Below are 13,490 nucleotides of genomic sequence, written 5' to 3' on the forward strand. Positions count from 1 at the left end.
GCTCAGCGCCAGGTGCGTATCGAGGAGATCGCGTCGTTGTACGGGTAGTTGAGCGTGTTCCAGGTGTAGTTGTTCTGGAACTCGCCCTGGATGCCCGTGTAGTTGTTGTCGTTCCAGGTGTAGAGGGTCGAGGCGTTGTGGACGGAGATCGAGGAGATCTTGTCCTGGAGGTCCTCCACCCCGGAGCTGGAGGTGTCCAGTTTCAACAAGTCGTTGCTGAAGGGCGGGTTGTCGGCCGTCCAGTAGTTGCAGCGCTGGAGGTTGTAGTCCACGCACAGCTGCCAGCCGTTGGGCGCCGCGCTGGCGGACGGCGCGAGGGCCAGGGTCAGGGCGCCCGCGGCGGACAGAAGGGCGCCGAGGGCCGCCACGGACTTCGTACGAGTGCGGGTGCGGGCGCGGGTGCGGGAAGGGGTTTCGGAAGGTAGGCGACGCACTTCGGCCTCCGGATCACGGGGTGTACTTCCTGACAAGGCGTCAGGAAGTCCCCACCTCCGGGGCTTTCGGCCCCGGAGATGGTTCATCCCGTACACGGGCTTCGTCCCCCGGAGGGTTCACTCCCGGCCGTGCGGCGGTGCGGCCGCTCAGTCCCTCAGCAGGTCCGGCACCCCGTGCCCGTCGGGGTCGTCGCGTTCGCCGGAGACGACGGTGAGCTGCTGGGTGGCGCGGGTCAGTGCGACGTACAGGACGCGCAGCCCGGCCACGGACTCCTCGGCGATCTCGGCGGGTGTGGCGACGAGCGTCGCGTCGTACTCCAGGCCCTTGGCCTCCAGGCTGCCGAGGGCGACGACGCGGTCGCCGAGGCCGTCGAGCCAGCGGGCGGCCTCGGCGCGCCGGTTCATCGCGACGACGACGCCGACGGTGCCCTCGACGCGGCCGAGGAGCCGTTCGGCCTCGGCGCGGACGGTCGCGCCGAGGGAGCCGCCCTCGGGGACGACGGCGAAGTGGGGCTCGATGCCGGTGGAGCGGACCGCGCGGGGCGGCTCGCTGCCGGGCATCGCGAGGGCGAGGACGCGGGAGGCGAGGTCGGCGACCTCGGAGGGGTTGCGGTAGTTGACGGTGAGCGTGAAGCGGCGCCGGGGGCGGTTGCCGAGGGCCTCGTCGCGGGCTTCGGCCGCCTCGTCGGGGTCGGGCCACGAGGACTGCGCGGGGTCGCCCACGACCGTCCACGTCGCGTGCCGGCCCCGGCGGCCGATCATGCGCCACTGCATCGGGGTGAGGTCCTGGGCCTCGTCGACGATGACGTGGGTGTACTCGGTGCGCTCCTCGGCGAGGCGTTCCGCGCGTTCGCGGCGGCTCTCCTCGCGGCGCGGCATCAGCTCCTCCAGGCCCGTCAGCTCGTCCAGCGGGTCGTAGTCGCGGGGCTTCCTGCGCGGGCGGGCGGGGGCGCCGAGGATCGCGTGCAGTTCGTCGAGCAGCGCGACGTCGTGCACGGACAGCGGTCCCGCCCCGGTCTCCGGGTCGAGGCGGCGCAGGGAGCGCGCGACGCGGCGGGCCTCGCCCTGGTTGAGGGTGCGCCGCGACCAGCGCGCCAGGCGCCGTTCGTCGGCCATGACGGCGAGGACGCGGCGCGGGGTCAGCTCGGGCCACCACGCGTCGAGGAAGGCGGTGAAGGAGTCCTCCGAGGTGATGTCCTCGTCGAATCCGGAGCGCAGTTCCGCCGCGAGTTCCGGGTCGGTGTGCCGGTTGCCGCCGCCCGAGCGCTCCCACAGGGCGTCCAGGAGGAGTTTACGGGCGCGCGGGCGCAGCAGGTTGACGGGGGCGGTGCCGCTGAGCGCGGAGCGCCGTACCGCTTCGAGGGCCGGGGCCTCCAGTTCGACGCGGCGGCCGAAGGCGACGACCCGCAGCCGGGTGGGCGTCCGGGCGGGGGCGGTCAGGCCGAGCGAGAGCTGTCCCGCCTCCTCCTCGGCGTCCGGTTCGGGGGCCGGGGGCGTCACCGGGATCTCCAGGGCGCCGCGCGCGGCCCTGCGCAGCACATTGAGCATCCGCGCGGAGCCCTTGACGCGGGCGACGGCCGGGGCGTCGTACTCGGTGGCGCCGGCCGGTCCTGCGGCCTCGTCGGCGAGGCTGCCGACGGCGCGGATCGCGACCTGCCCCTCCTCGCCGAGCGAGGGCAGCACACCCTCGGTGTAGGCGACGAGCAGCGGGGTCGGCGAGACGATGAGGATGCCGCCCGCGTAGCGCCTGCGGTCCTGGTACAGCAGGTAGGCGGCGCGGTGCAGGGCGACGGCGGTCTTCCCGGTGCCGGGGCCGCCCTCGACGAGGGTCACGGAGGCGGCGGGCGCCCGGATGACGAGGTCCTGCTCGGCCTGGATGGACGCGACGATGTCCCGCATGGAGTGGCTGCGGGCCTGGCCGAGCGCGGCCATGAGCGCGCCGTCACCGACCACGGGCAGCCGCTCCCCGTCGAGGCGGGCGGTCAGCTCGGGGCGCATCAGGTCGTCCTCGACGCCGAGGACCCGCCGGCCCTTGGAGCGGATGACGCGCCGCCGCACCACCCGGCCGGGCGCCACCGGCGTGGACCGGTAGAAGGGGGCGGCGGCGGGCGCGCGCCAGTCGATGACGAGGGGCGCGTAGTCCGCGTCGAGTACGCCGATGCGCCCGATGTGCAGGGTCTCGGCGATGTCGGCGGTGTCGTCCGGACGGATGGCGTCCTCGGCGGGTTCGACGGAGGTGAAGGCGCCGTCGGGGCCCTTCTTGCCGTCCTTGCCCGCGAGCAGGTCGATGCGCCCGAAGAGGAAGTCCTCGAACTCGTTGTTGAGCCGGTTGAGGTGGATCCCGGCCCGGAACACCTGGGCGTCGCGTTCCGCGAGCGCCCCCGGTGTGCCGACATGGCCGAGCTGAGCGGCGTCCCGCATCAGGAATTCCGCCTCGTCGATCTTCTCGACGAGACGCCGGTAGGCCCGGTCCAGATGCTGTTGTTCTACGCCGATCTCGTGGTCGCGTACGTCGGCCACCGAGGCCCCCTTCTCACGTGCTCTGAGCAGCCGTCCACCGTACGCGAAGCCCGGGGGCCCCGTGCACGCGCCGTGCCTGTTAAGAAGGGATGCGGGGGCGGGCGGTTCAGGCGGGGGCGTGGGCGGCGGCGCGGCGCCGGTGCCGGGCGACGCGTTCCCGGTTGCCGCAGGTCTCGCTGGAGCACCAGCGGCGGCGCCGGCCGCGCGAGGTGTCGAGGTAGACGATGGGGCAGTTGTCGCCCGCGCAGCGCCGCAGCCCGGAGCGGGCCCGGGGGTCGGTGAGCAGGTCGAGGGCGTCCCGGGCGACGGCGGCGAGCAGCGCGGCGCAGCCGGGGTCGGCGTGCAGGGCCCGGACGAGCCGGCCCTCGGCGCCGCGCAGGGCGCGGGGCGCCGGGGGTGCGGCGAGGGCGGCGGCGTTGACGTGGGCGAGGGAGCGGGTGGCGGGGCGCCCGTCGAGTTCCCCGCGCACCAGGTGCCCGACGTGGGCGCGCAGCTCGTGGAAGGCGTGCAGCCAGGATGTGCCGGCCTCGGCGAGCGGGGTGCCGGGCGGGACGAGCCCGGCGCCGAGGCACCAGGAGCGCAGCCGGTCGACGTCGCCGATCCGCTCCACCGGATGCGTGGTGGCCAGCAGATCGAGACAGATCCGGCCCGCGTCGAAACGGAGGGGGGTGTGGGGGTGGGGAAGTCCGGCCGCGCTCATGAACGGGTCACCGCCTGGTGGGGGTCGAAGGGGCCACCCTCCAATGTGCCTGGCGCTGCGCGCGGCGTGTAGCCCTTGACGGGTGCGGCCGTGTCCCGCATCGGCCTGCGGCCGTGGCTTGAAGCGGCCTGCGGCCGTGTCCTCAATCGCCGGACGGGCTCGATTTCCCCGGCGTTCGAGGACGAGGCCGCAGGCCGATTATCAAGCCCGTCCGGCGTTTGAGGACGAGGGAGGCGAAGCCGACCGATCGCCTCGCCCCCTACCCGGCGGCCACCGGGTCCACCGCCAGCCGGTACCCCCGCTTCACCACGGTCTGCACGAGTTCCGGGTCGCCCAGCGCGCCCCGCAAGCGGGCCATCGCCGTCTCCACCGCGTGCTCGTCGGTACCCGACCCCGGCAGGCTGCGCAGGAGGTCGGCGCGGGAGACGACCCAGCCGGGACGGCGTGCGAGCACCCGCAGCAGGGCCATCGCCGCGGGTGGCGGGACCCGCAGCTCCCCGTCGAGCAGGACCCCGCTCCCCCGTACCTCGAACCGCTTCCCCGAGACGTCCAGCACCCGTGCCCGGGACGGCAGTTCACGGCACAGGAGCTGAACGAGGGGGCCGAGCCTGAAGCGTTCGGGCTGGACGGTCGCGATCCCGTGCGCCTGGAGCGGCAGCGCCGTCACCGGACCGACGCACGCGGCCAGCATCCCGTCGCGGAACGCGGCCAGCAGGGCCGGGAGTTGACCGCGCGCCTCGGCGCGCGAGAGCAGGGACGCGGCGGCCGGCGCGCTCGTGAACGGCAGCGCGTCCACCGCGCCCGCGACGATCGCGTCGAGCAGCCGGTCGACGGGGGCCAGGTCCTCGGGCGGCAGCCACCGGTACACCGGCACGCCCACGACCTCGGCGCCCGCCTCCCGCAGCGCCTCCAGGAAACCGGTCAGCGGCTCGCCGTGGAGCTGCACCGCGATCCGTCGCCCTTCGACGCCCTCGGTGAGCAGCCGGTCGAGGACCTCGGCCATCGACTCGGAGACCGGGGACCACTCCTCACTGAGTCCGGCGGCGCGCAGCGCTCCCTTGACCTTGGGCCCGCGCGCGAGCAGGCGCGCCCCGCCGAGCACGGTCAGCAGTTCCTCGCCCAGGCCCCAGCCCCGGGCCGCCTCGACCCAGCCGCGGAAGCCGATGGCGGTGGTCACGACGACGAGGTCGGGCCGGGACGCGAGCAGCCGCCGGGTGGCGTCGAGGAGTTCGCTGTCGTCGGCGAGCGGGACGGTCCGCAGGGCCGGGGCGTGCAGGACCTGGGCGCCGCGCCGCTCCAGCAGCGCCCCCAGTTCCCCGGCCCGGCGGGCGGCGGTCACGCCGACCGTGAAGCCCGCGAGGGGGCCGTACTGCTGCTCGCTGCTCATCGCTGTTCGTCCCGCGCTCGTCGAGTCTTCCGTGCGCGCCGAGGTACGGCGCGGCCGGCCGAGCCTGCCGAGGACAGGTGACCGACCCGGTTCCACGGTATTCCGCCGGGGTCACGGAGGTGATCGCGCCCTGCCCCCGCCCCGCCGCGTACGGGTTCCGGCCCGGCCCGGCGTGCGGGACGGCGGCCGGGCGGGCCCGCGAAGGTATACGGCCCGGGCGCGGGGTGCGCACGCGGCGTAGCGGCCGGGGGACGAGCCGGAGGTGCCGGCCGCCGTCCTCCGGGCGCCCGGAGGTCCGCTCAGTCGCGGGCCTGTCCCGCGCGCCGCCCGCGCCCGTCCCCGCGCCGCTTGTCGCGTCCGTCCGGCCACAGGCGCGGGCGGCGGCGCGCGGCGACGTCCTCGACCCAGCCGACGAGCACGATCACGACGGCGAGGAGCGGCCACACCACGAGGAACATCCACAGGGAGTACGTCTGACCGAGCAGGGTCCCCGCCGCCCCGTCGGTGAACGGCAGCCGCCACGCGAGGTCGACGACCGGCACGGTGGCCATGATGAGCAGGTTGTGCCACAGGTAGATGGTCACCGCGCGGTTGTTGCTGAGTGTGACGAGCCGGTCGAACCGGGCCAGTCTCCCGGGCAGTTGCCGCCAGGACGGCGCGTACTGGAGGAGGATCACCACGAACCCGAAGGACCACAGGGCCTGCGCGAGCGGGATGTCGTTGAGGTCGAGCCCGTCCTCGCCGGGGTGGCCGACCGCCCACCACAGCCCGAGGGCCATGAGGAACGCGGAGAGGGAGACCGCGAGGTAGCGCGGCACCTTCGCGAGCGTCCCCTCCTGGTACGCCATGCCGAGCACCCAGCAACTCCCGTACTGTGCGTAGTCGGTGAGCGCGAGACCGGTCTCCCCGGGGAGCGTCACGAGGGAGGTGCCGAGCACGGCGGTGAGCGCGAGGGGCGCGAGCAGTGTCACCCAGGGCAGCCGGCGCACCGCCCTCAGCAGCAGCGGGGAGGCGATCACGAACCACAGGTAGGCGCGGATGTACCACAGCGGCCCGGCCGCCTCGTCGGGCCACGCGGACTCCAGCCAGCCGCTGTCCGGGCCGAGCCCGTCGGGGTAGGGCGGGGCACCGACCGGTACGAGGTAGGTGGCCAGCCGCAGCCACCAGCCGAGCGCCTCCCCGCGCGGCGCGCGCCACCCCGCGTACAGCATCATCGGCACGACGACGGCGGCGAACAGCCAGACGGGCGGCAGCAGTCGGCGCAGCCGCCCCCGGATCACGCCGAGCGCGGGCCGGGCCAGGGAACGCGCCATGAGCGAACCGGCCAGGGCGAACATGACGCCCATGGACGGGAAGACGATGCTCAGCCAGGCGTAGCCGAAGACGTGGTAGAAGACGACGCGCACGAGCGCGACGGAGCGCAGCAGGTCGAGGTAGCGGTCGCGGCCGGGCCGGGTGGGCGCGGCCGGCGGTCCGGGGTTCTGGCGGGGCAGCGGCGCCGTGTCCGCGGCCTCCGGGCGGGCCGTGGCGGCGTACGGCGGTGGGGCGCCGTCCGTGTTCTCGTACGGCGGGGGCGGGGGCGGGGACTGCGGTGCGCGGCTCATCCGACCGGCCTCCGTTCCTGGGCGCGGGCCTCGTCCGCACCGGTTCGTCCGGGTTTCGTGGGCGTCGGCCGGGGGGTGCCGGTGGCGTCCAGGACGCCGGTGCGGCGCAGTTTCTGCCAGCGCAGGCGGCCGCCGGTCAGCGCGGTGATCCAGGACTGGAGCAGGACGACGTACATGAGCTGCCGGTACAGGATCTGCTGGAGCGGCAGCGACACGAGGTGCGTCATGCGTTCCCGGTCGAGCCGGAACGCGTAGGCGGCGCACACCACTTGGAGGGCGAGGACGCCGAACCAGGCGCCCAGTGTCCGCGCGGTGGGCCCGAAGACGAGCCCGTACAGCAGGAAGACGTCGATGAGTGGGGCGAGCAGCGGCGCCAGCACCATGAACAGGGACACGAGCGGCAGTCCGACGCGGCCGAAGCGTCCCGAGGCGCCCCGGTCGAGGACGGCGCCGCGGTGCTTCCAGATCGCCTGCATCGTGCCGTAGCTCCAGCGGTAGCGCTGCGACCACAGTTGCCGCACGGTCTCGGGCGCCTCGGTCCAGGCGCGGGCCTTCTCGGCGTACACGACGTGCCAGCCGTCGCGGTGGATCGCCATGGTGATGTCGGTGTCCTCGGCGAGGGTGTCCTCGCTCATCCCGCCGACCCGCCGCAGCGCCGACATGCGGAACGCGCCGACGGCGCCGGGGATGGTCGGCATGCAGCGCAGCACGTCGTACATGCGGCGGTCCAGGTTGAAGCCCATGACGTACTCGATGTGCTGCCAGGCGCCGATCATCGAGTCCCGGTTGCCGACCTTCGCGTTCCCGGCGACGGCGCCGACGCGCGGGTCGGCGAAGGGCTGGACGAGTTCCCGCACCGTGGAGCCCTCGAAGACGGTGTCGCCGTCCATCATGACGACGAGTTCGTGACGGGCGTGCGCGATGCCGTTGTTGAGGGCGGCGGGCTTTCCCGCGTTGCGCTGGCGCACGACGCGCACGTCCGGCAGCCCCAGCCGCTCCACGATGCCCGCGGTGTCGTCGCTGGACCCGTCGTCGATCACGATGACCTCGACGGGGTGGTCGCTCTTCGTGAGCGAGGTGACCGTCGCGACGATGCACTTGGCCTCGTTGTACGCCGGTACCAGCACCGTCACCGGTTCGGTGACCTCCGGGCCCCAGCGGAATCCGCGCCGGCGCACCTTGCGGGAGTGCGCGAAGGACAGGACGAGCATGAGCACGAAGCGGCCGATGACGAGGCTGCCGGTCACGGCGAGGCCGACGACCAGGACCGAGGTCAGCCGGTCGGAGGCGGCGACCAGCCACACCCAGGCCCTGCCCTTCCACAGGTCGGGCCCGGTGACCGGGGCGAGCGCGCTGGGCGCGTCCAGGGCCTCCGTGAGCGTGCTGAACCGGTAGCCCTTCGCCTGGAGTCCGGGCAGGTAGCGGTCGAGCGCGGCGAGGGTCTGGGAGCGGTCGCCACCCGAGTCGTGCATGAGGACGACGGCGCCCCTGCCGTCCTTCGGTGTCGCGTTACGGATGATCGTGCCGACGCCGGGCCGCCGCCAGTCCTCGCTGTCGTAGTCGTTGACGACGGTGAGGTAGCCGCGCCCCCCGATGTACCGGGTGACCGGCCAGGACTTGTCGTCCATCGCGTTCGCGTACGAGGAGTACGGCGGCCGGAACAGCGAGGTGCGCACCCCGGCGGCGCCCGCGAGGGCGAGCTGGTTCTGCGACAGCTCCCAGTCGATCCGGGTCTTCGACTGGTAGGAGAGATCAGGGTGGTTGAAGGTGTGCAGGCCCACCTCGTGCCCCTCGTCGACCATGCGGCGCACCAGCGCGGGGTAGCGCGAGGCCATCGTGCCGGTGACGAAGAAGGTGGCGTGCGCGTGGTGCTTCCTGAGCACGTCGAGGACTCTGGGCGTCCACTCGGGGTCGGGGCCGTCGTCGAAGGTGAGGACGAGCCGGTGCCCGGGTATCCGCAGCGACTTGGCCTGCCCGCCCCGCGTGTCGATGACGGGCCCGCCGTCGATGATGCGCTCCGGCACCCGGTCGGTGGACGCCTCGGGGCGGACGCGGTGGTCGGCCATGATCTCGCTGTGCACGTAGCCGCGCAGCATGAGCATCGCGAAGACCGCGACGAGGAAGAGGACGGGAAGCAGGTAGCGCAGCGGCAGGCCCCGGCGCCGCCGGCGTTTGCGGGGCGGCCGGGGCCGGGGAACTCCGGAGCGGGTGTGCGCTGCCCGCGAGCGGTTGGTCATGAGCGGATGAGCCCTTCCGGGGCCGGGCGGCCGGCCCGTCACGGGCGGCCGGAGTTCCTACGGGGAACGAGAACGGGGAGAACGGGGAGGGAGAAACGGGGTTCCGGGCGGGGCGCGGGGCGCGGAGGGACGTCAACGGCCCGCGCGCAGTGCGCGGTTGAGCGTCACCGGCAGGGTGGACTGGACCGTGCTGCCGTGAGGACGCCGCCCGCCCGGGCCCGCACGCGGCGCTCCTCACCACTTCGTACGGCGGTGCTCCTCACCACTTCGTACGGCGGCGACGGAGGCGGTGGCGGTCCGGCACGGCTCGGCTCAGGCCGCGCCGTTCGCCCCCGAGTCGCCGGAGGAGGAGGACGAGGCGGACGCGCCGGGGCGGGGGCTGCCGCCGCCCTGGCCTCCTGGGCCACCCGGGCCGCCGGGACCGGCGCCCGCGTCCTGCGTGCCCGAGGGCTCGGGGAGCGGGGTCTCGCCGCCGGTCTGCGGGACGGTGCCGCCGCCCGTCTCCCCGGCGGGCGGGCCGCTCGGTTCGCCGCCGGTGCCGCCGGTCCCGGTGCCGCCGCCGGGCGCGGGGTCGGTGCCGCCCGTGCCGGTGCCGGGGTCGCCGGTGCCGGTTCCCGGATCGGTGCCGCCGGTCCCGGAGCCCGGATCGCCGGTACCCGTACCGGGGTTGCCCGAGCCCGTACCGGGATCGGGCTTGGTGCCGCCGCCCCCGGTCCCACCCGTTCCGGTGCCGGGCGTCTGACCGGCTGATCCGCCCGCCGTGCCCGTACCCGAGCCCGAGCCCGAGCCCGTTCCGGGGCCGCCGCCCTTGCCGGGGGCGGGGGTGCCGCCGGTGGCGCCCTTGCCGGGCTGCGTCGCGGCCCCGGACCTGTGCGCGCTCACGGGGGCCTTGGGGACGCGGACGCCCACCGCCGCGTCCTCCCCGGGCAGGGCGGGTACGACGAGCCCGGGTCCACCGCCCGCGACGGGCAGGCCGGTGACCCCGGGGCCGGGCGCCACCGTCCCCTCGTTCACGCCCCCGGCGCCCTCGGCCGGCTCGGGCACGGTCCTCACCTTGCCCGCGGGCCGGTCCTTGACGGGACCCGGCAACGGCAGCCACGGAGCGTGCGCGTTGCCGGACAGCAGGGTCGCGGCGATCACGACCGCGTAGATCCCGCAGGCCACGCCGAGCAGGAGACCGATCCGGCGGTACCGCCTGCTGCGCCGCCCCGAGGAGTCCACGAACACCGGCCCCTCCGGGCCGGCGCCGCCCTCACCCGGCACGGCGGCCCCGTCCCGGCCGGGCGGTCGCCCCACCCTGCGCCCGAGTCCGTCGAGCTGGACGGTCACCTCGTGCGGCTCATGACTGCGCCCGGTTGAGGCGTCTTCTCGCCAGGTTTCCACGTGTGCGCACTTCCCCCATTGTGGCTGTACGGGTGCGCAGGCGATCCGGGCGCCGCCTCAAGCCGGACCGGGCCCCCACCCGGTCCGAGCGCCCCCTTTTGTCCCACTGCGCCCGGGGGAGCAACGTAGCGCAGCAAAGAATGGTCATACGACGTTTTCCGCCCGACTCACCATGATGAGTGCATCTTTGGTCGGAAGCCATGCGGAATCCGGTCGGATGAGCCATGATTCCTCGCTCGCCAGATCACGGGCGGCGCGGCGCAGGGCGTCGAGCGCGGGGTCCCGTCTCCCTCTGCGCCAGACCAGGGACACGGGAGAGAGCGGCACGGGGTCCACGAGCGGCCGGCTCACGGTCCCCGTCATGGCGGGGAATCCGCGCACCGCCAGTACCGGACACCTTCTCTTCGCCATGATCCGGGCGAACTCGGCCTCCCCGACGGCGAGCGGGGCGGGCGGGGCGAGCAGGACGCCGTAGGGGGCGAAGAGCCGGCGCGCGAGGTCCGTCCACTCCTCGGTCCTGGGGTTGCCGTCGCCCGCGTACACCTCGTGTCCGGCGAGCGCGGCGAGCGGTACGGCGGACAGCCCGGCGAGGGGGTGGTCCCCGGGCAGGACGAGGACCATCGGCTCGTACCGCACCGGCTGTTGCTCCAGGCGGGCGGCGACCCCGGGGGCGAGTCCGGCGAACCGTCCGAAGGAGGCGTCGAGCCGTCCGGCGAGGATCTCGGCGGCGGCGTGCGTGAGCCCGCTCTCGTACCGGATCATGAGTTCCCGCTCGGGGACGAGCGCCCGGGCCCGTGCGACGATCCTCTCCCCCACCAGGCCCGGTGAGTTGACGTCCACGAGCAGCGGTTCGGCGCTCCCCCACGCGGCGAGCAGCGCGTCCTGCGGCACCGGCCACCCCGGCGGGGGCGCGCCGCCGGGCCGTCCCGTGACGCCCGTCAGCGGTGCCGGGCGGGCCTGCGGCGCTGCTCGGAGTCGGTCAGGGCCGGCCGCCGGTAGTCGCAGTCCGCGGGGTTGAGCGTGACGCCGGGGGCGACGATCTCGTCGATGCGGTCGAGGATCTCGTCGTCGAGCCGGACCTCGGCGGCGGCGAGCTGGTCGGTGAGCTGGTCGACGGTGCGGGCACCGAGGATCACCGAGGTGACACACCCCTGACGCCCGGAACCTATGACACGCAACACTAATGTCGCAAGTAGTCGCCTGTACGGATTACGGATGTAGCATGTCGCCGTGACGGCCCAGAAGCAGCAGACGGAACAGCAGACGGAAGCGCAGACGGAACAGCAGGCGCAACGCCCCTTGCGAGCCGATTCCGAGCGGACCGTGCGGAAGATCCTGGAAGCGGCCGAGCGCGTCCTCGCCGCCAACCCGGCGGCGACCATGGAGCAGCTCGCGCAGGCCGCCGGCGTCGCCCGGACCACGGTCCACCGCCGGTTCGCCACCCGCGAGGCGCTCCTGGACGAGCTCACCGGCTGGGCCGCCCGCCAGTTCGCGGACGCCGTCGACGCCGCCCGTCCGGACGCCGCCCCGCCACTCGTCGCCCTCTACCAGGTCACCGCCAACGTCCTGCGGGTGAAGACCGGCTGGTCGTTCGCCATGAACCGCACGGCCGGGGACGCCCACCCCGAGGCGGCCCGCATCCACGCCGAGGTCCGGGCCAGATGTGTCCGGCTGTTCCGCCGCGCCCAGGAGGCGGGCGTGCTGCGCCCCGACATCGACCTCGACTGGACCCGGCGCGTCTACTACGCCCTCATCCACGAGGCGGCCGGGGAGGACACGGGCGGCGACGCGGACGCGGACGCGCTCGCGACCCGCGTCGTGGACACGCTGCTGCGAGGAGCGGGGGCTGCGGCCGGGCTCGCAGGGCAGCCGGGGATGTGACGGCACACTTCGGCCCGGCGCGGGCGGGCGCGGGTCCCGGCCGGGCAGGGGCGAGCGACATCGGCCCGCCTGAGGAAGGCCGAGTCCGCCGCCACGGACGCGAGCCCGGTCAGCGCGGAGAGAGCGGACCACCACACCTGAGGCGGGCCCACCGGCCCCAGGCCGGTCCCGGGGAAAGGCCACCCGAAACGGCCGCCGGCTCCCGCCGCCCCCTTACTCCCGGACACCGCCCCCGTCACCGGGCTCCGGAGGCGGGGACGGCGCCGGGCCGGTGCTGCCTCGCGGGACCAGTTCCACCGGCAGGACCACGTGCTCGGCGCGGTACGCCTCGGGGTCCTGGATCAGGCGGTAGGTCAGCTCCGCCGCCGCCTCGCCCAGCCGGCGGGCCGGCTGGGCCAGCGTGGACAGGTCCCAGGGCGCCGCCATCGCGTGGCCGTCGAAGCCCAGGATGGACATCCGCTGCGGCACCGGGACGTTGACGCCGCGCAACACCGTGAGCAGCCTGAAGGCGATGTCGTCCGTCTCGGCGAAGATCGCGGTGGGGGGATCGTCGAGGCTCAGCAGCCGTCCCACCGCCGCGTCCAGGCTCGGCCCCTGCCAGTTGGCGACCTGGCGGACCAGGTCCGCGTCCTGCGCGAGGCCCGCCTCGGCCAGCGCCGTGCGGTAGCCGTCGAGGCGGGCCCTGCTGCTCCAGGCGAAGCCCGAGGCGTCCGCGGGCTCCAGGTAGGCGATGCGCCGGTGGCCGAGGTTGAGCAGGTAGCGGGTACCGCGCCGGGCGGCCTCCACGTCGTCCACGTAGACACCGGCCCGGTCCTTCTCGTGCTGGCTGACGAAGACCAGCGGCATGCCCAGGTCGTCCAGCCGCGCCCGTTCCCCGGGGGACAGCGCGAAGCTGACCACGAGCAGGGCGTCGGCGTTGCGGCGGGCGGGCAGATGCTCGAAGAACCGCCCGCGCTGCTCGGGGGTGGTGACGCTGTAGACGAGCATGTCCAGTCCGGCCGCGTTGAGCGCGGGCGCCAGTCCGGCGAGCGCCGCGCCCAGGAACCAGGAGTCGAGGTTGGGCACGAGCACGGCGACCCGGCCCGTACGCCCCGTGACCAGGCTGGACGCGCTGCGCGAGATCGCGAACGACAACTCGCGCGCCGCCTTCTCCACACGCGCCCGGGTCGCGGGAGACACCGTCGACAGACCGCGCAGAGTGCGGGAGACGGTCGAGGGGGAGACCCCGGCCCGCCGGGCGACGTCCGCCAGCGTGGCGCCCTTCTCAGCGGCTTCACCGACCATGTGCGGGACGCTAACACAGCGGTCACCCGAGCGGCCCGGACGTGATGACAGCGCTGTCAT

General features: G+C 74.5%; 11 protein-coding genes. 1 reads left to right on the forward strand and 10 read right to left on the reverse strand.

Going from position 1 to position 13,490, the window contains the following annotated elements:
* Positions 1 to 2: 2 nt before the first annotated feature.
* From AB0J21_RS27415 to AB0J21_RS27455, 9 genes are all read right to left on the reverse strand, one after another.
* Positions 3 to 434: a hypothetical protein gene (locus AB0J21_RS27415; RefSeq protein ID WP_363148788.1), complete on the reverse strand. Its 432-nt coding sequence runs from the start codon at positions 432 to 434 to the stop codon at positions 3 to 5.
* Between the two features lie 147 nt (positions 435 to 581).
* Positions 582 to 2,954 carry a UvrD-helicase domain-containing protein gene (locus tag AB0J21_RS27420; RefSeq protein ID WP_363148789.1) on the reverse strand — a complete coding sequence of 791 codons (2,373 nt, stop codon included), beginning with the start codon at positions 2,952 to 2,954 and terminating at the stop codon, positions 582 to 584.
* A gap of 106 nt (positions 2,955 to 3,060) precedes the next feature.
* Positions 3,061 to 3,654 (reverse strand): ABATE domain-containing protein, encoded by a 594-nt coding sequence (locus AB0J21_RS27425; protein ID WP_363148790.1) that lies wholly within the window; start codon positions 3,652 to 3,654, stop codon positions 3,061 to 3,063.
* A gap of 259 nt (positions 3,655 to 3,913) precedes the next feature.
* Positions 3,914 to 5,041 carry a uroporphyrinogen-III synthase gene (locus AB0J21_RS27430; RefSeq protein ID WP_363148791.1) on the reverse strand — a complete coding sequence of 376 codons (1,128 nt, stop codon included), beginning with the start codon at positions 5,039 to 5,041 and terminating at the stop codon, positions 3,914 to 3,916.
* Positions 5,042 to 5,340: 299 nt separating this feature from the next.
* Positions 5,341 to 6,645, reverse strand: coding sequence for an acyltransferase (locus AB0J21_RS27435; RefSeq protein WP_363148792.1), 1,305 nt, complete (start codon positions 6,643 to 6,645; stop codon positions 5,341 to 5,343).
* Positions 6,642 to 8,882 carry a glycosyltransferase gene (locus tag AB0J21_RS27440; RefSeq protein WP_363148793.1) on the reverse strand — a complete coding sequence of 747 codons (2,241 nt, stop codon included), beginning with the start codon at positions 8,880 to 8,882 and terminating at the stop codon, positions 6,642 to 6,644. The genes AB0J21_RS27435 and AB0J21_RS27440 overlap by 4 nt, the downstream gene beginning before the upstream one ends.
* Before the next feature lie 312 nt (positions 8,883 to 9,194).
* Positions 9,195 to 10,211, reverse strand: coding sequence for a translation initiation factor IF-2 (locus tag AB0J21_RS27445; RefSeq protein WP_363148794.1), 1,017 nt, complete (start codon positions 10,209 to 10,211; stop codon positions 9,195 to 9,197).
* Between the two features lie 198 nt (positions 10,212 to 10,409).
* Positions 10,410 to 11,156 carry a LysR substrate-binding domain-containing protein gene (locus tag AB0J21_RS27450; protein ID WP_363148795.1) on the reverse strand — a complete coding sequence of 249 codons (747 nt, stop codon included), beginning with the start codon at positions 11,154 to 11,156 and terminating at the stop codon, positions 10,410 to 10,412.
* Between the two features lie 47 nt (positions 11,157 to 11,203).
* Entirely contained in the window at positions 11,204 to 11,401 is a 198-nt protein-coding gene (locus tag AB0J21_RS27455; RefSeq protein WP_363148796.1) for a hypothetical protein, read from the reverse strand.
* Between the two features lie 163 nt (positions 11,402 to 11,564).
* On the opposite strand from AB0J21_RS27455, the gene AB0J21_RS27460 reads away from it, so the two are divergent.
* Positions 11,565 to 12,146: a helix-turn-helix domain-containing protein gene (locus AB0J21_RS27460; RefSeq protein ID WP_363148861.1), complete on the forward strand. Its 582-nt coding sequence runs from the start codon at positions 11,565 to 11,567 to the stop codon at positions 12,144 to 12,146.
* Between the two features lie 213 nt (positions 12,147 to 12,359).
* On the opposite strand, the gene AB0J21_RS27465 is transcribed toward AB0J21_RS27460, so the two are convergent.
* The gene (locus AB0J21_RS27465) at positions 12,360 to 13,430 is read right to left on the reverse strand and encodes a LacI family DNA-binding transcriptional regulator (RefSeq protein WP_363148797.1); all 1,071 of its coding nucleotides are present in this window, start codon (positions 13,428 to 13,430) and stop codon (positions 12,360 to 12,362) included.
* Positions 13,431 to 13,490 lie beyond the last annotated feature (60 nt).

The organism is Streptomyces sp. NPDC049954 (assembly GCF_040656295.1).
In the GTDB taxonomy this organism is placed as follows: Bacteria; Actinomycetota; Actinomycetes; order Streptomycetales; family Streptomycetaceae; genus Streptomyces.